The sequence below is a fragment of the Thermoflexus sp. genome, from assembly GCF_034432235.1.
In the GTDB taxonomy this organism is placed as follows: Bacteria; Chloroflexota; Anaerolineae; order Thermoflexales; family Thermoflexaceae; genus Thermoflexus.
Map to the genome: position 1 here is coordinate 1 of NZ_DAOUCJ010000107.1, position 17,992 is coordinate 17,992.

Sequence of the window (17,992 nt, forward strand, 5' to 3'; positions counted from 1 at the left end):
TCAACGACAACACCTTCGTAATCGCCGACGTCAGCGTCGTCTTCCCATGATCTATATGCCCAATCGTCCCCACATTCACATGCGGCTTCGCCCGCACAAACACCGCCTTCGACATCGTTGCCCTCCTGAGCAGTTTTCATTTTGGAATCATGACCTGCGCGAGTGGGTTCAAATCCCACAAAACCGACCGCCCCTTCATCGCCCCGAGGCAGGGTGCTCCCTCACCCTGCTCTGCCCTCATGTCCATGCCCTTCGCCAACTTAAACAATATAAAATAATAACCCCGCCCTCTACAACAACCCAGCCAGCCCACCCAACGGCTGAAGCAATCAGGAAATATACTCACACGCGGCGGGAACTCCAGGAGCCCACGACGGGACTCGAACCCGTGACCCCACCCTTACCAAGGGTGTGCTCTGCCGCCTGAGCTACGTGGGCTCGCGATGAGATCTCCTTATTCATCTCCGAATTCGAACTTCACCATACAGATCCCTGAGGATCTCGATCATGAGGACAGAAGCTTTCCCGGGCCAGATCGCCCCAGGCTCCCACAATAAAATAATGGGCGGGGAGGGATTCGAACCCCCGAAGGCTTGCGCCACCTGGTTTACAGCCAGGCCCCGTTGGCCACTTGGGTACCCGCCCCTGTCAAGCCGACGGCGGGATTCGAACCCGCAACCTCGCGCTTACAAGGCGCTTGCTCTACCGGTTGAGCTACGTCGGCACTCCAGGTGCAATTATACCCAGTTTGGAGGGGGGCGGTCAAGATCAGGCTTCTGAAGTCAGGGCCGTCGGCTGCGCCATCCGCAGCGGCGGTTCCCCTGGAGCTCGGGCTCGATGGAGGGAAAGGAATCATCCCCTCCCTCCAGACCTCAGGACGGCGGCGCTGGGCAGCTCGTTTTCCCTCACCGAATCCGGCGGCCCAGACCCCTGAATCGCAATGCGGGATGAGCCCCATGATCGTCCTGATTCAGTTAAAATGTGAGCAAGCAGGCAATCCTTCGCCTCGGAGAGAGATCGAACGGCGATTGGTTACAGGGGAAACTGAACTTGTCACTTTCAGGAGCCTGATAAGCCCCCCATCTCCCTGTGGAACGATCGGAGGAGGGATCGCAATGGAAAAGCCGAACCTCCTGGAACGTCTGGCCCAGGGCCCTTTACTGGCGGATGGGGCCATGGGCACCATGCTCTACGCGCGAGGTTTTTCGTTTGATCGCTGCTATGAAGCGCTGAACATCGAGGCCCCCGAAGTCGTTCTGGATATCCATCGGGCGTATTTGCAAGCGGGGGCTGAGTTGCTGGAAACCAATACGTTCGGGGCGAATCGATATCGTCTCGCTGAGCATGGCCTGGATGATCGGGTGACATCACTGAACCACGCAGGGGTTGCCCTGGCGCGACGGGCAGCTCAGGAAGCGAACCGTCCGGTGTGGATCGCCGGCTCCGTCGGACCCCTGGGCGTGCCCCTGGCCCCCCTGGGTCGAGCCAAGGCCGTGGAAGCCCGGGAAGCTTTCCGGGAACAGATCGCCGCACTGGTGGAGGCCGGGGTGGATGCTCTGATCCTGGAGACCTTCTCATCCCTCCCCGAGCTTCTGGAGGCTATCCGCGCAGCCCAGGAGACCGCCCCTCATGTGCCCGTCATTGCCGAGATGACCTTTGCTCAGGATGGCTACACGCTGATGGGCCACAGCCCGGAGGAAGTCGTTGAGACCCTTTTGGACCTGGGTGTTCCCATCATAGGGGCGAATTGCTCGGTAGGGCCCGCCAAGCTGCTTCCGGTGATCCGCCGGATGGCCTCTCGGATCACAGAGGCCGGCGGTCCTCCGCCTTATCTGGTGGTCATGCCGAACGCGGGTTGGCCTGAGATGGCGGCTGGTCGCCTTCGCTACCCGGCCACCCCAGACTACTTTGCGGAATATGCGTCTCGCTTCAGGGCCCTGGGCGTACGGATCCTCGGTGGATGCTGCGGGACGACACCGGAACACATCGCCGCAATGCGTCGAGCGTTGGAGACAGAGGCGGAAACCCCGTCGGAGGACCGCCGTCCGATCTTCCAGGGGGTCTCCCTCCCTGCCCCGGTCGAACCGGAACCTACCGATCTGGCCCGTCGCCTGCAAGCCGGCCTCTTTGTCGTCAGCGTGGAAGTGGATCCTCCTCGAGGCCATGATGCCAGCGCCATGCTGGAGGTGGCGCGCTCGCTGAAAGCAGGCGGGGTGGATGCTCTGAACATCGCCGATAGCCCGATGGCCCGGCTGCGGATGAGCCCATGGGCCCTGGCCTTCTTGGTCCAGAACCATGTGGGCCTGGAAACCATCCTTCACTTCCCAACCCGGGGGCGTAATCTTCTACGCATCCAGTCGGATCTCCTGGCCATCCACGCCCTGGGGGTGCGCAACCTCTTCGTCGTCATGGGGGATCCTCCCGCTCAGGGAGATTACCCGGAGGCCACCGATGCGATGGACATCGTGCCATCGGGCCTGGTGCGGTTGATTAAAGAGCGCTTCAACGCCGGCCTGGATCACGCCGGAGAATCCATTGGTCGGCCGACCGCCTTCTTTGTCGGCGTGGCCCTGAACTTCAACGCACCGGATCCAGCGCGGGAGATCAAGGCGCTGCGCCGGAAGATCCGGGCGGGGGCGGATTTCATCATGACTCAGCCGGTTTACGAGCCCGCTGCCCTCAAGAATTTCCTCCGGCGCTATGAAGAAGAGGAAGGCCCCATCCCCATCCCGATCCTGGCGGGAGTGCTCCCTCTGTTAAGCCTCCGCCATGCGGAATTCCTGCACAATGAGGTGCCGGGCATCCGGGTTCCAGAAGCGATTCGAGAGCGCCTCCGGCGGGCTGGCGAAGCGCGGGCGCGCTCGGAGGGATTGCGCATGGCCCAGGAAGCCGTGGTGGAGCTCGCGGAGTTCACCCAGGGGCTCTATGTGATGCCCCCCATGGGCCGCTACGATCTGGTTTTCCAGCTCATGGAGGCGATCCCCGCTCACCGTCGGGGACGGACGCCACGGCCGAATGGAGGGAGCCGTTGATATCGGCCATGAGGCGCCATTCCATGTCTTGCCCCCGGGGCATCGGGAAAGGAGGAGACGGCAGGATAGCGGGGGCCACTTTCGAGGCTTGGCTGCCCCCGGATCTCTTTTCCGCCTGGGAATACCCTACAGGGAGGTTCTCATGGGCTATATCGAACAACTGCTGGGCGAGAATGAGCGCGTCCTTTTCCAGACTCGGCAGCATCCCCTGGTCCTCCTCCGCCCGGTGCTGGGTTATGGGATCCCTGCGGGCGTCCTGATCGGCATGACCATCGCCAGCGGCCTTCTCTTTCCTCCGTTCACGCTCCCGGTAGTGATCGCGGGCCTGGCCCTGGCGGCGATCCCACTGGCCCTGCTGATCCGATCCCTGCTTCGCTGGTGGAACGAAGTGTATCTGGTGACCACGCGGCGGGTAGTCCAGGTGGAGGGGATCCTGAACAAAAACGTTCTTGACTCTTCCCTCGAAAAGGTTAATGATGTGGTCCTGCGCCAATCCATGTGGGGACGCCTGTTCAACTATGGGGACATCGAAATCCTCACCGGGAGCGAGATCGGAGTGAACCGTCTGAACCGCATCGCTGATCCTCTGCGCTTCAAGCAGGTCATGCTGGATCAGAAGGCCATGTTAGGGGAACGCCCAGGAATGGAGAGCGCAGGAGGCAGCGAGATCGAGGTTCTGCTGGCGCAACTGGAGATGCTGCATCGCAGCGGTCTGTTGAGCGATCAGGAGTTCGAAGAGAAGAAGCGGACTCTGCTGAGGCGAGAGGAGCATAATTCATGAAGGACCTATGCCGTCGGACCCGGGTCGGAAGGGGGATCGGCTTTCACAAGCCCCCTGGCGAGGGGATCCATGGCGCGAACTGTCGGGTTTCCAGAGAAAAGGCAAGGGAACTTCCCGGGTGGAGACCGCGATGCAAGTTCATGAAGTGATCCCTCGATCGGAATATGAGGCGGCCGCCGCGTGGATCCGGGAACGGATCCCCTTTCCACCGCGAATCGGGCTGGTGCTGGGCTCCGGCCTCGCCGCGCTGGCCGATGTGGTGGATGGAGCGATTGTCCTCGCCTTCACAGAGATCCCTGGCTTCCCGGCCGCCACTGTCGAAGGACATCCCGGACGGGTGATCGTGGGGCAGCTGGAGGGGCACCCCGTGATGGTGCTCCAGGGGCGCGCCCATTTCTATGAGGGCTATTCGGTCCAGCGGATCACCCTACCGATCCGGGTGATGCAACTTCTGGGCATTCGCATTCTGATCCTGACCAACGCGGCGGGCGGGATCAATCCATCGTTCCGGCCCGGGGATGTGATGATTCTCCGCGATCACATCGGCCTCTTCGGGATGGCAGGAGCCAACCCTCTCCGAGGGCCGAATGAGGCGGATTGGGGCCCCCGCTTTCCTGATCTGTCCCGCGCCTACGATCCAGCGCTACGAGCGCTGGCCCGGGAGGTTGCCGAAGCGGAAGGCATCCCGATCCATGAGGGCGTCTATGTAATGCTGGGCGGGCCCAGCTTTGAGACGCCAGCCGAGGTGCGATTCCTCCGTTTGATCGGAGCCGATGCGGTCGGGATGTCCACCGTCCCGGAGGTGATCGTCGCCTGCCACGGCGGGATGCGGGTTCTGGCCTTGTCCGGAATCTCCAATGTTCTGAACCCAGATGCTTTTGAGCCGCCCAGTCACGAGGAGGTCCTCCAGGCAGGCCGGGTTCTGGTCCCCCGGCTGATGACGATCATCCGGGGTGTGCTGCGGAAGCTCGAAGAGAAATAAAGCACAGGATGAGCGGGGGGCAAGGGAAAGGATGGCCCTGGAGCCGGATGGGCCCCTGGAAGTGGATCCCTGTCTCCCATTGAGATCAGGACGTCCATGTCAAGGCGGAAAGGCGCGAATGGAAACGTTGTGGGCTTTGCTGAAATCGCTCGCCCCGTTGCTCTATGGGGGCATCGGCCTGTTGCTGCTGATCACCATAGGGGAGATCTGGCGCGCTTATCGTCGGCTCCTTCGGGCATTTTTCCGCGTAGAGCGGGAGATGGCCGCCATGGAGCTGTTCAGTGGGCTGGTCCGGGCCGCATTTCTGCTAGCCCTCGGCCTGGGCCTCTGGCTCCTCGTAGGCCCCGGGATTCTCACCCCTACCTCCACGTCTTCCTCCCTGCTGACGCCGACCTTGGCGCCCTCCCCAACGGTGACCGGGCCTCTCCAGCCGATTCCCAGGCTTTCGCCCTCCCCCCACATCCCTCTCACGCCTTCCCCACTCCCCTCGCCCTCACCATCACCGGTCCCTTCCCCTTCGCCCACTGCGACCCCCACACCGCTTCGAGCGCGTTGCCCGGATCCGAACGCGCAGATCGAGTTCCCATCTCCGGGCCAGGTGATCTCCCAACCCATCACGCTGATCGGCACGGCCACCCATCCGGCCTTCCAGTTTTACAAGGTGGAAATCAACGGGCCCTACACCGGAGGCCAGTGGGTCACCCTGGGGGACATCGTGCGGCAACCGGTGATGCGGGGGCCGCTCTGGACCTTCGATCCTCGCCCCTTCCTGCCCCAGCCGGGCCGCTATCGGCTTCGCGTGGTGGTGGTGGATATCGCGGCGCGAGAGGCCGCCACCTGCGAGGTGCCTGTGGTGCTCACCTCACCAGAAGGCAGCAGTTAACGGGCGGGGTGTGAGGATAAAGAGGGGCGAGGCTTTAAAAAGCCCCGCCCCTCTTCGGACTCTCGGGATCCGGTTCGCCGGTGCGCAGGGCGCTCACTTCTTCGCGTTCAGGAAGGCCCCGAAGAAGGCATTGAAGTATTCAAAGGTCCCTGTGCGGCCCTTGTGATTGGGATCCTTAGCGTCCCACTGGGCCTTGAAAGTCGCCACCACGTCGTTGGCGTCCAGTTGCGCGCCGTTGTGGAATTTCACGCCTTTGCGGAGGTAGAACGTCCACACGGTGAGATCCGCGTTGGCCTCATATCGCTCTGCGAGAGCCGGCTCGACCTCCACCCCGCCGACTTTGTAAGACAGCAAGGATTCATAAACCTGCTCGCATGCCCGGAAAGTCTCGCCATCGGTCTCATCGGCGCACCAGAGAACCACGGGCTCGGCGTTCTGCATCCACACCAGCTCGCTCTTTCCGGGATCCATCACCGAGAAGCGCTCATTGTTGAGCGGGCTGGCATGAGCGCCCCGCACGCTGGCCTTAAAGGCGGCCGCTGAGACCCCATGGGCCAGGGGAACCATCGGAACGTGGCGTTTGATCAATTCATTCACCTTATCATAATGTTTCTGGCGCTGAGTGGGATCGCTCAGCTTGGCCGCCGCCCGAATCTCCTCTACCAAATCCGGGAAGAGCTGGCCGAACTGTTTGTTGGCCTCGTTCGCGAAGTGATAGTCGTAGAAGTTCGTGGCATCGGGATAGTCGGCAAGCCAGCCCAGCAGATACATCGGCTCATTGCCTGCCGCCACAGCGTCCAGGAAGGCCCCCGATTCCATCACCTTAATCTGAACCCGGATGCCGACCTCGGCGAGCTGGGCCTGGATGTCCTGGGCCACCTTGCCCGGCTCCGGGAGATAGCCGCGCACCACGTCGCGATAAGAGAGGGTGATATTGAAGCCGTTCGGGTAACCCGCCTCGGCCAGGAGCCGCTTGGCCTCCGCCGGGTTGTAGTCATACCACTTCAGGCCATCCGTATAGCCTGGCTTCAGGATCGGCGGCACGAACTGCTCCGCCACCATCGAGCCCGCGGGGTAGAAGTTCTTGACCAGACGGGCCCGATCGATGGCCATGGCGATGGCCTGACGGACCTTCTCATTATCCAGCGGCGGCTTGGTGTTGTTCAGACCGAGATAAGCGATGTTCAGCGGGGGGCGAATGTAAAGCTTCAGGTTAGGATTCGCCTCAATCGCCGCGAAGTCGTTGGGGTTCGGGTTATCGATCCCATCCACCGTCCCCGCCTGGAGCTCCAGCAGGCGTGCCGCGGCCTCCTTGGACCAGCGGAAAATCAGGGTCTTGGCCTTGGCCTTCTCGCCCCAGTAGTCCGGGTTCGCCTCAAAGATGATGCGATCGCCCCGGATCCACTCCTTGACGCGATAGGGTCCGGTCCCGTTGGGTTTCTCACTCATCTTCACGGAATCGCCGCCGTTCGCATCTAGGTAGTCCTTATCCTGAATCGCAAAGGCGGCGAAGGCCACCTTGGATGGGAAGGCCGGATCCGGATAGCAAAGCGTAAAGCGGACTGTATATTGATCCACGGCCTCGATTGATTTAAACTCCCCTCCGTAATTGCAGTCCGGCGCTTCGACTTTCAGCGGTTGGAACGCAGGAGTAGGAGTGGCTGCAGGGGGCGGAGTCGGCGAGGGGGGCGGAACCGTAGCGGTCGGTGTGGGAGCGGCCCCGGGCGCACATGCAGCCAGCGCCAGGGCGAGCAGAACCCCCATGGAAATAAGACCCTTCCGACGCATGGCTTCTCCTCCTTTCTGGATAGGGGATTGAACAGCGGAAAGTCGGGAAGGGCTTCAGGCGAAGCCTGGTTCTGAGTATAGTCGGAACCATCGACTGCGTCAATCGGAAATCGCGGATCCCATGGGGCTTTGAGCGGGAGGCGAAGCATCTTTGGTCTCTTTCCTCAGACCACGGAGAGGAAGCCGCCTCGCCTTTCCGACTCCGAGCCCTATCGAGCCAGTCCAAAAGGGGGGCTTATGGGCCATGATTCCCACCCGCTGATCTATGCACATGAGGTTGGAGAATACGTGTTCTGTGCTCGGGCGTGGTGGCATCGACGTCAGAGCCATCCCTCCATCCGAGAGGAAGACCGGAGGGCCGGCCGTCGTTTCCATACACGCTTCGAGCAGCAACGTCGATGGGGAGGTTATCTGATCGCCCTGTCCATCCTCCTGGCGATCGCGGGCATGGTCCTCCTGTTCGGTGCCCTGGCTTTCCGCCTGTAACGCGCGCACGCGCCCGCGATCGATCTCCCCATCCCCCAACGCGAAGCGGGGCTGCTTCCGGAGCTGGGGGCCGGGCCCGCCAGGAGGATTCCCTCTCATACCATGCGTCTTCCTGACCATGCCGGAAATGCAAGGAATGATCCATCCTCCCCCAAGGGATCCGGGGGCGGGATCGGAATCAACGCCCCCAGAGCAACCCACCCCACACCGACGCGAACAGAAGCACGCTGATATAGGCGTTGACATTAAAGAACGCCACATTCACTCGGGAAAGATCCGTGGGAGAAACCAGGCGATGTTCATAGACCAGCAGGACCCCGACCAACCCAAGCCCCAGCCAGTAAGGCCACCCCAGCTGGCGCATTATCCCCAGGATGGCCAGCAGGCTCAGCATGCCCAGATGGTTCAGACGCGCCAGCCACAGCGCCGTTGCGACCCCGAAGCAGGCTGGGACGCTGTAAAGCCCCTCTCGGCGATCGAAATCTACATCCTGGCAGGCATAGATCAGATCAAAGCCCGCAATCCACAAGGTCACCACCGCGATGAGGACCCATGCGGGCGCATCCGATTCTTTCCAGAACGATCCACGAATGGCAATCCATGCGCCCATAGGCGCCAGACCATCGGTGAACCCCAGGATCCAGTGGCTGAGCCATGTGAAACGCTTGGTGTAATGATAGCCGATCAGAAAGAGCAGCGCTCCGGGAAGAAGCGCCACGCACAGAGGATTCAGCGCCCATGCGGCCACCAGCAGCACGATCCCGGAAAGCACCGCAGCCCCTTGCAGGATCTCCGGCCGGAGCAAGCCGCGGGGCAGCGGCCGGTTCGCCGTGCGAGGATTTCGCGCATCATATTCCCGGTCCGCCAGACGGTTCACGCTCATGGCCAGGGTGCGAGCCGCCGCCATGGCCACGGTGATCCAGAGGATTTGATGCCAGCGCGGCCAGCCATCGGCAGCCAGAAGCATACCGATATAGGCGAAAGGCAGCGCGAAAACCGTATGCTCGAATTTGATAGCCTCCAGGAAGATCTTCAATCCGCGCCACATCCTGATCCGATTCCTCCGGCGAGCTGGATCCGGTCAGCGTTGATCAACCGCATGGACGATAAGACCCATGCAGCGGCGCTCAAACCAGGAAGACGCCAGGATCCCTCTGGCCAGGAGACAGGCTGAGGCGAAGCGCTACGCCTCGTTCTCCCAATGGCTCAAAACCATCAGGATCTCGCTTAGAGAACGAACGATGGCATCGGGCTGGATATGATTAGAGGAAGGCAGAGACGCGGGCTCGCTGGACATCGCCGCCCAGATCCCTCGCATCCCGGCCAGATGGGCGCCCCGGATGTCAGCGTCGAGGAGGTCGCCAACGACCACGATGGCCTGCGGGGGGAGCGCCCACGTGGCCGCGATCTGCCGGAAAAGGGCAGGATGCGGCTTCCGCCACCCGACGGCGGCGGAGATCACAATGGGATCAAAGTAGCGGCGCAGGCCGAACCGATCGATCAGCCGCCAGGAATGATCGGCATCGCCCGAGTTGGTCAGGAGCGCCAGCCGATAGTTCCGGCGGCGGAGTTCCTCCAGCGTTGGGAATGTATCCGGGAAGGGCTGCCAGCGCGCCTCCTGAGGGGTCAGGAAGGCTCGCACGACCTCCTGAACGATCCCGTCCGGCAGCCCGTCATAGCCCAAATCACCCAGAGCCAGCGCGAAGGTTTCCACCAGCGGATATTCCCGCCAATCCTCCTGCCAGCGTCCATAGCGCAGAGCCATCCAGCGCTCCACGGCATCAATGAAGGCCGACTCCTCCGCATGGATTCCGTGACGGCGCAGCTCCTGTATGGCGGCCGCGAACATTTCCCGACGCAATGTTTCGGGATCCTCTGGAAGCTCAATCAAGGTATGGCCGAGATCGAAGATCAGGCCCTGGATCTTCATCTCCTAATCCCTCATTTAAGGCTGAGATCTTCGGGGAACCCTCCCCGCGAAGCGCGAACCTCCAGGCAGGCCCTTCAATTCGCGCCGGAGCGGTGCAGGGGGATCGGGCCGGCGGATTGCAGTCGGACCCAAAGCTGGGCCTTCAGGGCCTCCAGCCGTTCCCGATAAGCCGGGGAATGCACGTCCTCCACGCTCATCACCAAGGCGTCCTCCCGGTTGTCCCGATAATACCCAGGACGACGGCCCACGACCTCCAGCCCGTATTTCCGGTAGAGGTTCTGGGCCACGAAGTTGGAGGCCCGCACCTCCAGCGTGATCAGATGGGCGCCCAGAGCGATCGCCTCCTCAACCAGGGCCAGGAACATCAGCTCCCCTAGGCCACGTCCCCGCCACGGCACATCGATGGCGATCGTGCTGATATGAGCCTCATCCGGAACCAGCCAGAAGCCCCCATATCCCAGGATCGGCAATCGCGAAGGTGGAACCATCCATCCGATGGCGCGAACCTCCCGGGGGCGCAGGACCAGATAATGGGCGCTGGGGTTCCTTAAAATCTCCTGCTCATACGCACGCATCGGCCAGGGCATGGAGAACGCACGCCGCTCGATCTCCATGACCTCCGCGATATCCTCCCATCGCATCGGGTCGATCCGAAAAGGAACCGATTCCGGGATCCTGAGAGCTGGCATCTCAACCTCGCTTCGCCTGGTTAGAAACGCAGGCTGATCATTCCAGCATGATGGACGCCAGGCACGCTTTCCCAAGAGGAATCTCTCTCCCCTCACAGCCCCAACAAAGGCATGGGGAACGCGGAGATCCCTCTAAGGGCCCGCTCCCTCCGGGACACTGGGGGTGCGCAGGTAGATCGGGCGCACCAGCGCGGGATCTGGCCGCTCGCCCGCCTGATAGCGGGCCCAGGCCAGCCGGGCGGCCCCCATCACCCGGGATGGACCATCCCGAGGGATCAGCCAGGCCGTAATGGGCAACTGGGCCCATCGCTGGTAGTCCCGCGCCGTCCATTCCCCAACCAACCAGACGCCAGGCGTCCATGAAGTTGTTACCAGCTCTGCGCTCACCAGGGCAGGCTCCCCTTCGGGCACCCATCGCTGCGCCCACCGATAACGACGCGATGCCAATCGCCCCCTCCCTGCCGGGAGAAGCACGTTCAGAGTTCCCATCCACGGAGGCAGATCCGCCAGTATCGCCTCCTCCGTCCCGATCCCAAACAACGGGCGGTCCATGGCCATCGCCAGCCCCTTGGCCGCCGCAATGCCGGACCGGAGCCCGGTAAAGGAGCCGGGCCCGCTGACCACCGCCACCGCGATCAGATCCTCTGGAGCCAGACCAGCCCGGGCCATCAACTCCTGACAGCGTTGCATCAACTCCGCAGTATGCCGATCCGTTGTTCGCCAGTAAGCCACCGCCGCCCACTCCGCCCCATCGAAGAGCGCCAGGGCCAGCCCCAGGGTTGCGGTATCCAGCGCCAGCAGATAGCTCGGTTTGCCTTTCACGATCTCCCTCCAGATCCTCTGGGCCCTCGAATGCAGCCGATCGTCTGGAGTGGATCCCTAAAGCCCCCAGGGAAAATGATCTGGGTCATGCGACTCGGACCCGTATCGCTCCGAATCCATCATTGCCTGAAGGGCTTCCAGACGTTCGACGGGGAAGTCTCCCACCGCTTCGATCCGAATACGACGAATCGTGTCATCCAGAGGGATCATGGTTACCCGAAGATACGGCTCCGGGATGAGGCCAGCCGCTCGCTCCGGCCACTCCATGGCGATGATCGCCGTTTCATCGAACAGATCCCACAACCCAATCGCCCAGACCGTTTCCGCATTGTCCAGCCGATAAAGATCCACGTGATAGAACTTTCCACCTCCAGGCAGGGAGTAAGCCTGGATCAGAACGAACGAAGGGCTCTGAACCGGTTCGGCCACCCCCAGCCCTTCCGCGATCCCCTGAATCAGACGGGTTTTCCCGGCCCCCAGGGGGCCTTGGACAGCAACGATATCCCCGGGCTGGAGCCAGCGCCCCAGCGCCGCTCCAATCCGCCGTGTGGTGTTTTCATCCCTGGATGTTCGTTCCAGAAGCCACACCGCCATCGCTCCATAATGGATAGAACCTGCACCGCTGAGCCCTCCATCGGAGAGACGGGCTGGTCCCCTTCCGAATGAAGGGATTTGCCCGTTGAAAGAACTCACTTCCGCCGGTGAAGCCATCGGATCATCCCCCACAGCAGGCCAGCGGCGCTGATCCCTCCTCCAACCCACCACGGGAGATAACGCCGGATGAAAGCGAAAGCATCTCCTGACGCCCTCTCTGCCCTGGAGGCTGCCGGATGAAGCGGAACTCCCCGTGCGGTTTCCGGATCAAAGGGCCGGCCATCCGCCGGGATCCCATGGCGCTGAAGTAAAAAGGCGGTAACGGCCCGGTAATCTTCCTCCGGAAGGCTTCCCGGGGCGTGGAACGGCATCCGGGCGCGGATGTAAGCATAGAGATCCGCAGCCGTCGCGAACCGCTGGAGGGTGTTGGGCCCGATCAGCGGCGGGACCACGCGGGGAAGCGTGAAGCCATTTTCCGGATAAGGCTGCGTCCCGTGGCAATTGGCTTTCCAGCAATTCTGATGGGTGGGCGGCCAGGTCGCCCGCCACTCGTCAGTCAGCCCCTGCCCTCGATCCCCATGACACGTCGAGCATCGGCGAGCGAAGACCGCTGCCCCCCGCTCCGCTTCTTGGTCCTGATAGGCATGGGCAGAAGCGGTTGGAAACAGGAAGGCCAGCCCCAGGATCCCCAGGACCGTTCCCCGCCATCCGATCGAACAAGAACTCATCCGAGGGATTTCCCTCCGGGCTCAATTCCCCGTTTGGGGTTCCAACGGGGTGAGACGGGCAGTGAATCCGCCCGTCCGATCACGCCAGTTTTTTACCCTTCTCTGTGCCGCTTCATAACGCGGGGAGGGGTCCTCGGACCTAACCCCCCGGCCCCCTTCCCTACGAGGGAAGGGGGAGCCCAAAAATCCCCCTCAGGCCTTCGGTTCCACTTCCATTGGCGGGAAAGCGCTCATCCCCTCCAGGGCCCGACGGAGTTCGTTCACCAAGCGTCGGATGGGGTGTTCGGCGAACTGCTCCGCGTAATCCAGGGCCGCGGTCTCCGGATCGACCTCCGGCCCATACGCCTCCCGGAGATAATACAGATGGTCCATGATCCAGAGATAGAGATCGGCCTCGGTCCGACCCGGAAAATCCTCCAGCAGGCCATGCTCGCGAATGATTTCCACCACCGGTTGATATACGGCATCATACCAGTGGACCACCGCTTCATCTTCCGGGATCTCGCGGCCCAGCTCAAGGCCCATAAAGTAGCGATGCACCGCGATATGCTCCAGCAGGCGCTGATACCCCCCGGCGATCGTGAAGCGGATATCCGCCTCCGGGCGAAGGCGATCCAGATGAGTCCGCTCCAGGAACTCCTCATATTCATGAAGAATCTCCAGATCCTCCGCCTGAAGATCTGGCCCCACCGGCACCCGGCTCTGGACCTCAATCACCTCCGCTTCGATCTCCTCCCACCCCAGGGCCCGAGCCACGGAAACCCGGTGATGGCCATCCAAGACAAAGTAGGCATCGCCGACTTTATATAGCCGAACCGGAGGAAGATTAGCCTCCTGGAACAGAACAGTGCCCACCGCGATCCAGCGATCCGCCATATGGCGGCGGATCGGCAGAAAGGCCCGATCGAAGTCCTGGTATCGGTTGACGCTGCCGATGATATGATCCAGCGGAACCCGCTGGATGCCCCGGTAAACAGAGCCGCGCAGGTTCAACTTCTCCTTCACTTCATCAAACGCCAGCAGCCGGTTGGGACGCCCGGTCAGGCGGGCGATGAGATTCCGAAGCATCGCCCGGAAGCGGGCCCGTCGGTACTGAGCGATGACCTCCGCGGATACCGGATCGTTCCCGTTTATGAGTTCCCCCATCGTTCACCTCGACCTCCAGCACGTAATAAGGAAACACATTGATCACCAGAGTGGGGCCGACCGCGATGATGGGCCGGCGTCCATGGAAGTGCAAATGCCCATGCAGAAAATAGCGCGGGCGGAAGCGATCGATCAACCACCGAAACGCGGAGAAACCCTGATGGGCCGGGTCCGCCCCATCGCCGATCCATCGCGGAGGGGCATGGGCGATGAACAGATCGATCGCCCGCCCGTAGCGATGCCGGTTCCACAGAAAAAGCGGAACCATCCGGAAGACCCGAAGCCACATTTCCTCTTCGGTGTATTGATACCGGCCCTCAGGGTGGTAGCGCCGGGATCCCGCCAGCCCGCTCAGCAACAGGCCCTGCTCCCACACCACCATCCCATCCAGGTTCTGCCCCCCCTCCGGCGCATGGCGGATCCGGCCATTGGAGAGAAGCTCCGGACGGTCATGGTTTCCGTGAACATAGAAAAGCGGAGCGTTGAAAAGTTCCATCAGGAATTCCAGATATCCGTAAGGCAGATCCCCGCACGAGAGGATCAGATGGATCGGGGAAAGCCATTCCCGGGCCTGAGGCGAGTATAACGCCTCGACCACCTGATCGGAGACCGCCAGGATCCGAAGCCGGCGCCTCTCGCTCATGGCCACTCCCGCTGGTAATTTCGGGCCAGCTTGGCCATCACTGCCTGGCCCAGGTCGATGCCGTGCCGGCGGGCCAACTGCAGCAAATAAAGCATCACATCCGCCAGCTCCTCAGCCAGCGCTTCCCGATCCGCCGTTTCCTTCCACTGAAAAAGCTCCAGAACCTCCGCCGCCTCGAGGACCAGAGAGATCGCCAAGTTACGCGGGGTCTGCGGCCTCGGCGAGTTCGGATCATACCATCCCTTCGCGGTAACGAACTGTTCCATCGCCTCCTCGAGTGCACGCAACTCCATGGGTCCCCTCCGGGTCGGAATCATGCGTTGCCCAGCGCTGAATGAAGGTCCAGGCCGCCGGACGCTCCGGGAGGCGGGTGCCCTCTTCCCTGCGACCCTCGGGACCACCGGGAAGGGGGAGGGATCCTCGGACCTAACCCCCCGGCCCCCTTCCCTCGTAGGGAAGGGGGAGCCTAAATCTCCCCTCCCCGAAACGGGGAGGGGAAATCGGGTTGTCGCCCACCGGCGGATGATCATACAAATACAAGGGAAAACCCCCTAACCGGCGGGAGGAGCCCCCGCGCGACCGGATTCCGTATACCGATTCTCCTGCCTCCTGGTTGTAAAATCAAAAGCTGAAGGATATCCGAAATCTCCAGAGCTGAGGCCGCGCGATGGAGTTCAAAGATTATTACGCGATCCTGGGGGTCTCCCCTGACGCCAGCGAAGAGGAGATCAAGCGAGCCTATCGGAAACTGGCCCGACAATACCATCCAGATGTGAACCCGGGCGACAAGGCGGCCGAGGAGAAATTCAAGGAAATCAATGAAGCATACGAGGTTCTCTCAGATCCAGAAAAGCGCCGAAAATACGATGAGCTCCGCCGCCAGTATGAAGCCTGGCGTCGGGCCGGTTACGATCCGGGCCAGTTCGACTGGTCTCCCTGGGTCCAGCCGGGCCGGGTGCGGGTCGAAATGGGCGATCTGGAGGACCTGCTCTCCGGGTTCTCGGATTTCTTTGAGATGCTGTTCGGGGGCATGCCCCGACGGACGCGCGGATGGACCACCACCCGGATCCGGGGGCGGGATATCGAGCAGCCGGTGACGCTCACCCTGGAGGAGGCCTTCCAGGGAACCACGCGGATCATTCGCACGCGGGATGGACGCCGCCTGGAAGTGCGCATCCCGCCAGGGGTGCGCTCGGGAGCTCGCGTGCGGGTTCCCGGGGCTGGAGAGCCCGGTTATGGCGGGCCTCCGGGGGATCTGTATCTGGTGGTTGAAATCGCTCCCCATCCCCGCTTCGAACAACGGGATCGGGATCTCTACGCCACGTTGCCGGTCGATCTCTACACCGCTGTCCTGGGGGGCGAGGTTCCCTTCCGCCATCTGGATGGAAGGACCCTCATGGTTCACGTTCCGCCGGAGACCCAGAACGGCACGCTGATCCGTCTGCGGGGAGAGGGCATGCCTTCCCCTCAGCATCCGGGCGAACGGGGAGACCTTTACCTTCGGGTCTCCGTGGAGCTGCCCCGCAACCTGACCCCCCGAGAACGCGAGCTGTTCGCCGAACTGGCCCGCCTGCGCCGAGGGCGCTGATGGCTCGCGCCGGTTCTGCCGCTCCCCTTCGCTTCTTGGGCGGGCCGCCCATTATTGGCTCATTCTTCTCAGGAGTGAAGATCGATGGGCTCACGAATCCGGGAAGGGTTATGGATCTTCATCGCGGGGATCCTCGCGCTGAGCGGATGCCGCTCGCTCCCCCTGCGGGAACTGATTTTCATCACGCCCACACCAGGATCTGGCAGCGTCATCGTTGTTCCGGCAGGGCCTTCGCCGACGCCCCCACCGATCCCACCAGGGCTTGACGAGGAGGAGCAGCGCCTGATCGCCATCTACCAGAAGGTCCTGCCCTCGGTGGTGAACATCGATGTGGAGGGAACAGAAGCCTCTGCCTTCGGGAGCGGATCGGGTTTTATCTATGACACCCGAGGACACATCGTCACCAACAACCACGTGGTGGAATTCGCTGAGGAAATCTGGGTGACCTTCTACGATGGGACCGTAGCGAAAGCCCGCGTGGTAGGGCGGGATGTCTTCAGCGATCTGGCCGTGATTCAGGTGGATGCGCCCCCGGAGCTCCTGCGCCCTGCCGAGCTGGGGGACTCGGATGCCCTTCGGGTTGGCCAGAAGGTGGTGGCCATCGGAAATCCCTTCGGCCTGCGGGGGACGATGACCCTGGGGGTGATCAGCGCGCTGGGCCGTGCTCTGGAGACCCCCACCCGCTTCCAGATCCCGGATGTCATCCAGACCGACGCGGCGATCAATCCGGGCAACTCTGGAGGGCCTCTGGTGGATCTGCAGGGGCGGGTGATCGGCGTCAATTCGGCTATCCGCACGGATTCCAGTGCGACGGGGATACCGGCCAACATCGGCATCGGGTTCGCGATCCCGGTGAACACCGTCAAGCGCGTGGTCCCCCAGCTGATCCAGAACGGCCGGGTTCGCTATCCTTACCTGGGGATCACATCCACAGGCGCCATCTCGCTGGCGGAACTGCGCGCGCGAGGATACGATGTCCCCACCACCCGTGGCGTCCTGATCCAGGAAGTGGTTCCCGATGGTCCGGCTGCCCGGGCTGGCCTGCGGGGCGGCACCCGTGAGGTTCGGGTTCGGGGGGCACGCATTCTGCTGGGCGGGGACATCATCACCGCCATCGATGGTCATCCCGTCTCGTCCTTCGACGAGCTCGTCTCTTACCTGGTGAATCACACCGAGGTTGGCCGGACCGTGACCTTAACGATTCTGCGAGATGGACAGGAAAGGGAGGTCCGGGTGACGTTGGGCGAACGGCCCTCGCCATGAGGTCGGTGTACCCTGATCGGGACTTCCTCAACCTGGAGAGGAGGATACGGAGAGATGCGACGCTCGATCTGGTGGATCCTGGCAGGGATCGTGCTCTTTGTGGGGGGCTGTGCGGTCATCACCGCGAGCGCCCTCCTTTGGGCCCGGTCCGCCCTCACCCACCCATCCGGTGAGGCGACCCTCCCACCATCCGGAGGCACCACCGCTCCTTCCCCAACCCCCACCCCTATCCCTCCCGGAGTTCTGTCGGAAGCCCGGGCGCTGGAGGCGGCGTTCATCTCGGTCTATCAGCGGGTCAGCCCTTCTGTGGTGCACATCACCACCCGGGCGACCGCCTTCGATCTCTTCCGGGGCCCTGTCTACCAGGAAGGCACCGGGTCCGGCTTCGTGTGGGATACCGAAGGGCACATCGTCACCAATAACCATGTGGTGGAAGGCGCGGACCAGATCGAGGTGATCCTTGCGGATGGCACCACGGCCTCCGCCACGCTGGTGGGAGCGGATGCGTATAATGATCTAGCCGTGCTGCGGATCCGGGTACCCCGAGAGAAATTGATCCCGGTGATGCTGGGGGATTCCTCGCGATTGCAAGTGGGGCAATGGGTGATCGCGATCGGGAATCCCTTCGGCCTGGACC

At 62.5% G+C, this 17,992-nt stretch carries 19 protein-coding genes and 3 tRNA genes; 8 read left to right on the forward strand and 14 right to left on the reverse strand.

Annotated features, from left to right (window positions below):
• The 4 genes from VAE54_RS12750 to VAE54_RS12765 all read right to left on the reverse strand — a co-directional run.
• The coding region (locus tag VAE54_RS12750; protein ID WP_299282441.1) for a GTP-binding protein at positions 1-115 on the reverse strand (115 nt) is incomplete at its 3' end.
• 250 nt (positions 116-365) lie between these two features.
• A tRNA-Thr gene (locus VAE54_RS12755) sits at positions 366-438 on the reverse strand.
• A gap of 124 nt (positions 439-562) precedes the next feature.
• A tRNA-Tyr gene (locus VAE54_RS12760) sits at positions 563-645 on the reverse strand.
• A gap of 6 nt (positions 646-651) precedes the next feature.
• A tRNA-Thr gene (locus tag VAE54_RS12765) sits at positions 652-724 on the reverse strand.
• A gap of 391 nt (positions 725-1,115) precedes the next feature.
• Here VAE54_RS12765 and VAE54_RS12770 point away from each other — a divergent pair.
• From VAE54_RS12770 to VAE54_RS12785, 4 genes are all read left to right on the forward strand, one after another.
• Positions 1,116-3,032 carry a bifunctional homocysteine S-methyltransferase/methylenetetrahydrofolate reductase gene (locus VAE54_RS12770; protein WP_322802356.1) on the forward strand — a complete coding sequence of 639 codons (1,917 nt, stop codon included), beginning with the start codon at positions 1,116-1,118 and terminating at the stop codon, positions 3,030-3,032.
• A 142-nt stretch (positions 3,033-3,174) separates the two neighbouring features.
• Positions 3,175-3,813, forward strand: a complete 639-nt coding sequence (locus VAE54_RS12775) for a PH domain-containing protein (RefSeq protein WP_322802357.1) — start codon at positions 3,175-3,177, stop codon at positions 3,811-3,813.
• 130 nt (positions 3,814-3,943) lie between these two features.
• Positions 3,944-4,795 (forward strand): purine-nucleoside phosphorylase, encoded by an 852-nt coding sequence (locus VAE54_RS12780; protein WP_322802358.1) that lies wholly within the window; start codon positions 3,944-3,946, stop codon positions 4,793-4,795.
• Between the two features lie 118 nt (positions 4,796-4,913).
• A complete protein-coding gene (locus tag VAE54_RS12785; protein ID WP_322802359.1) occupies positions 4,914-5,678 on the forward strand; it encodes a hypothetical protein in 765 nt (254 codons plus the stop codon).
• Positions 5,679-5,771: 93 nt separating this feature from the next.
• On the opposite strand, the gene VAE54_RS12790 is transcribed toward VAE54_RS12785, so the two are convergent.
• The gene (locus VAE54_RS12790) at positions 5,772-7,466 is read right to left on the reverse strand and encodes an ABC transporter substrate-binding protein (RefSeq protein ID WP_322802360.1); all 1,695 of its coding nucleotides are present in this window, start codon (positions 7,464-7,466) and stop codon (positions 5,772-5,774) included.
• Positions 7,467-7,703: 237 nt separating this feature from the next.
• Between VAE54_RS12790 and VAE54_RS12795 the strand changes: the two genes are divergently transcribed.
• Positions 7,704-7,952: a hypothetical protein gene (locus tag VAE54_RS12795; protein ID WP_322802361.1), complete on the forward strand. Its 249-nt coding sequence runs from the start codon at positions 7,704-7,706 to the stop codon at positions 7,950-7,952.
• A 178-nt stretch (positions 7,953-8,130) separates the two neighbouring features.
• Here the strand turns inward: VAE54_RS12795 and VAE54_RS12800 are convergent, their stop codons facing one another.
• From VAE54_RS12800 to VAE54_RS12840, 9 genes are all read right to left on the reverse strand, one after another.
• Positions 8,131-9,000, reverse strand: coding sequence for a UbiA-like polyprenyltransferase (locus VAE54_RS12800; protein ID WP_322802362.1), 870 nt, complete (start codon positions 8,998-9,000; stop codon positions 8,131-8,133).
• 135 nt (positions 9,001-9,135) lie between these two features.
• Positions 9,136-9,882, reverse strand: a complete 747-nt coding sequence (locus VAE54_RS12805; protein ID WP_322802363.1) for an HAD family hydrolase — start codon at positions 9,880-9,882, stop codon at positions 9,136-9,138.
• A gap of 74 nt (positions 9,883-9,956) precedes the next feature.
• On the reverse strand, positions 9,957-10,523 hold the full coding sequence (gene rimI, locus VAE54_RS12810; RefSeq protein WP_322802364.1) for a ribosomal protein S18-alanine N-acetyltransferase: 567 nt from the start codon (positions 10,521-10,523) through the stop codon (positions 9,957-9,959).
• A 180-nt stretch (positions 10,524-10,703) separates the two neighbouring features.
• On the reverse strand, positions 10,704-11,393 hold the full coding sequence (tsaB, locus tag VAE54_RS12815; RefSeq protein ID WP_322802365.1) for a tRNA (adenosine(37)-N6)-threonylcarbamoyltransferase complex dimerization subunit type 1 TsaB: 690 nt from the start codon (positions 11,391-11,393) through the stop codon (positions 10,704-10,706).
• Between the two features lie 57 nt (positions 11,394-11,450).
• Complete coding sequence (tsaE, locus tag VAE54_RS12820; RefSeq protein ID WP_322802366.1) at positions 11,451-11,987, reverse strand: tRNA (adenosine(37)-N6)-threonylcarbamoyltransferase complex ATPase subunit type 1 TsaE; 537 nt, start codon at positions 11,985-11,987, stop codon at positions 11,451-11,453.
• Positions 11,988-12,082: 95 nt separating this feature from the next.
• Complete coding sequence (locus VAE54_RS12825; RefSeq protein ID WP_322802367.1) at positions 12,083-12,715, reverse strand: c-type cytochrome; 633 nt, start codon at positions 12,713-12,715, stop codon at positions 12,083-12,085.
• A gap of 192 nt (positions 12,716-12,907) precedes the next feature.
• A complete protein-coding gene (locus VAE54_RS12830; RefSeq protein WP_322802373.1) occupies positions 12,908-13,783 on the reverse strand; it encodes a DUF4032 domain-containing protein in 876 nt (291 codons plus the stop codon).
• The gene (locus tag VAE54_RS12835; RefSeq protein ID WP_322802368.1) at positions 13,725-14,504 is read right to left on the reverse strand and encodes a metallophosphoesterase family protein; all 780 of its coding nucleotides are present in this window, start codon (positions 14,502-14,504) and stop codon (positions 13,725-13,727) included. Before VAE54_RS12835 ends, VAE54_RS12830 begins: the two co-directional genes overlap by 59 nt.
• Positions 14,501-14,797: a nucleotide pyrophosphohydrolase gene (locus VAE54_RS12840; RefSeq protein WP_322802369.1), complete on the reverse strand. Its 297-nt coding sequence runs from the start codon at positions 14,795-14,797 to the stop codon at positions 14,501-14,503. Before VAE54_RS12840 ends, VAE54_RS12835 begins: the two co-directional genes overlap by 4 nt.
• Positions 14,798-15,171: 374 nt before the next feature.
• Here VAE54_RS12840 and VAE54_RS12845 point away from each other — a divergent pair, with 374 nt between their 5' ends.
• From VAE54_RS12845 to VAE54_RS12855, 3 genes are all read left to right on the forward strand, one after another.
• Positions 15,172-16,092, forward strand: coding sequence for a J domain-containing protein (locus VAE54_RS12845; protein ID WP_322802370.1), 921 nt, complete (start codon positions 15,172-15,174; stop codon positions 16,090-16,092).
• Positions 16,093-16,176: 84 nt separating this feature from the next.
• Entirely contained in the window at positions 16,177-17,355 is a 1,179-nt protein-coding gene (locus VAE54_RS12850) for a S1C family serine protease (protein WP_322802371.1), read from the forward strand.
• Between the two features lie 54 nt (positions 17,356-17,409).
• Positions 17,410-17,992 (forward strand): S1C family serine protease (locus tag VAE54_RS12855; RefSeq protein WP_322802372.1); only part of this gene is annotated, 583 nt, incomplete at its 3' end.

Coding starts and splice junctions, on each gene's coding strand:
- VAE54_RS12775 (WP_322802357.1), top strand. CDS start 3,175: ATGGGCTATATCGAACAACTGCTGGGCGAGAATGAGCGCGTCCTTTTC.
- VAE54_RS12800 (WP_322802362.1), bottom strand. CDS start 9,000: ATGTGGCGCGGATTGAAGATCTTCCTGGAGGCTATCAAATTCGAGCAT.
- VAE54_RS12830 (WP_322802373.1), bottom strand. CDS start 13,783: ATGCTTCGGAATCTCATCGCCCGCCTGACCGGGCGTCCCAACCGGCTG.
- VAE54_RS12770 (WP_322802356.1), top strand. CDS start 1,116: ATGGAAAAGCCGAACCTCCTGGAACGTCTGGCCCAGGGCCCTTTACTG.
- VAE54_RS12850 (WP_322802371.1), top strand. CDS start 16,177: ATGGGCTCACGAATCCGGGAAGGGTTATGGATCTTCATCGCGGGGATC.
- VAE54_RS12840 (WP_322802369.1), bottom strand. CDS start 14,797: ATGGAGTTGCGTGCACTCGAGGAGGCGATGGAACAGTTCGTTACCGCG.
- VAE54_RS12835 (WP_322802368.1), bottom strand. CDS start 14,504: ATGAGCGAGAGGCGCCGGCTTCGGATCCTGGCGGTCTCCGATCAGGTG.
- VAE54_RS12790 (WP_322802360.1), bottom strand. CDS start 7,466: ATGCGTCGGAAGGGTCTTATTTCCATGGGGGTTCTGCTCGCCCTGGCG.
- rimI (WP_322802364.1), bottom strand. CDS start 10,523: ATGCGATGGGAGGATATCGCGGAGGTCATGGAGATCGAGCGGCGTGCG.
- VAE54_RS12780 (WP_322802358.1), top strand. CDS start 3,944: ATGCAAGTTCATGAAGTGATCCCTCGATCGGAATATGAGGCGGCCGCC.
- VAE54_RS12845 (WP_322802370.1), top strand. CDS start 15,172: ATGGAGTTCAAAGATTATTACGCGATCCTGGGGGTCTCCCCTGACGCC.
- VAE54_RS12795 (WP_322802361.1), top strand. CDS start 7,704: ATGGGCCATGATTCCCACCCGCTGATCTATGCACATGAGGTTGGAGAA.
- VAE54_RS12785 (WP_322802359.1), top strand. CDS start 4,914: ATGGAAACGTTGTGGGCTTTGCTGAAATCGCTCGCCCCGTTGCTCTAT.
- tsaE (WP_322802366.1), bottom strand. CDS start 11,987: ATGGCGGTGTGGCTTCTGGAACGAACATCCAGGGATGAAAACACCACA.
- VAE54_RS12805 (WP_322802363.1), bottom strand. CDS start 9,882: ATGAAGATCCAGGGCCTGATCTTCGATCTCGGCCATACCTTGATTGAG.
- VAE54_RS12825 (WP_322802367.1), bottom strand. CDS start 12,715: ATGAGTTCTTGTTCGATCGGATGGCGGGGAACGGTCCTGGGGATCCTG.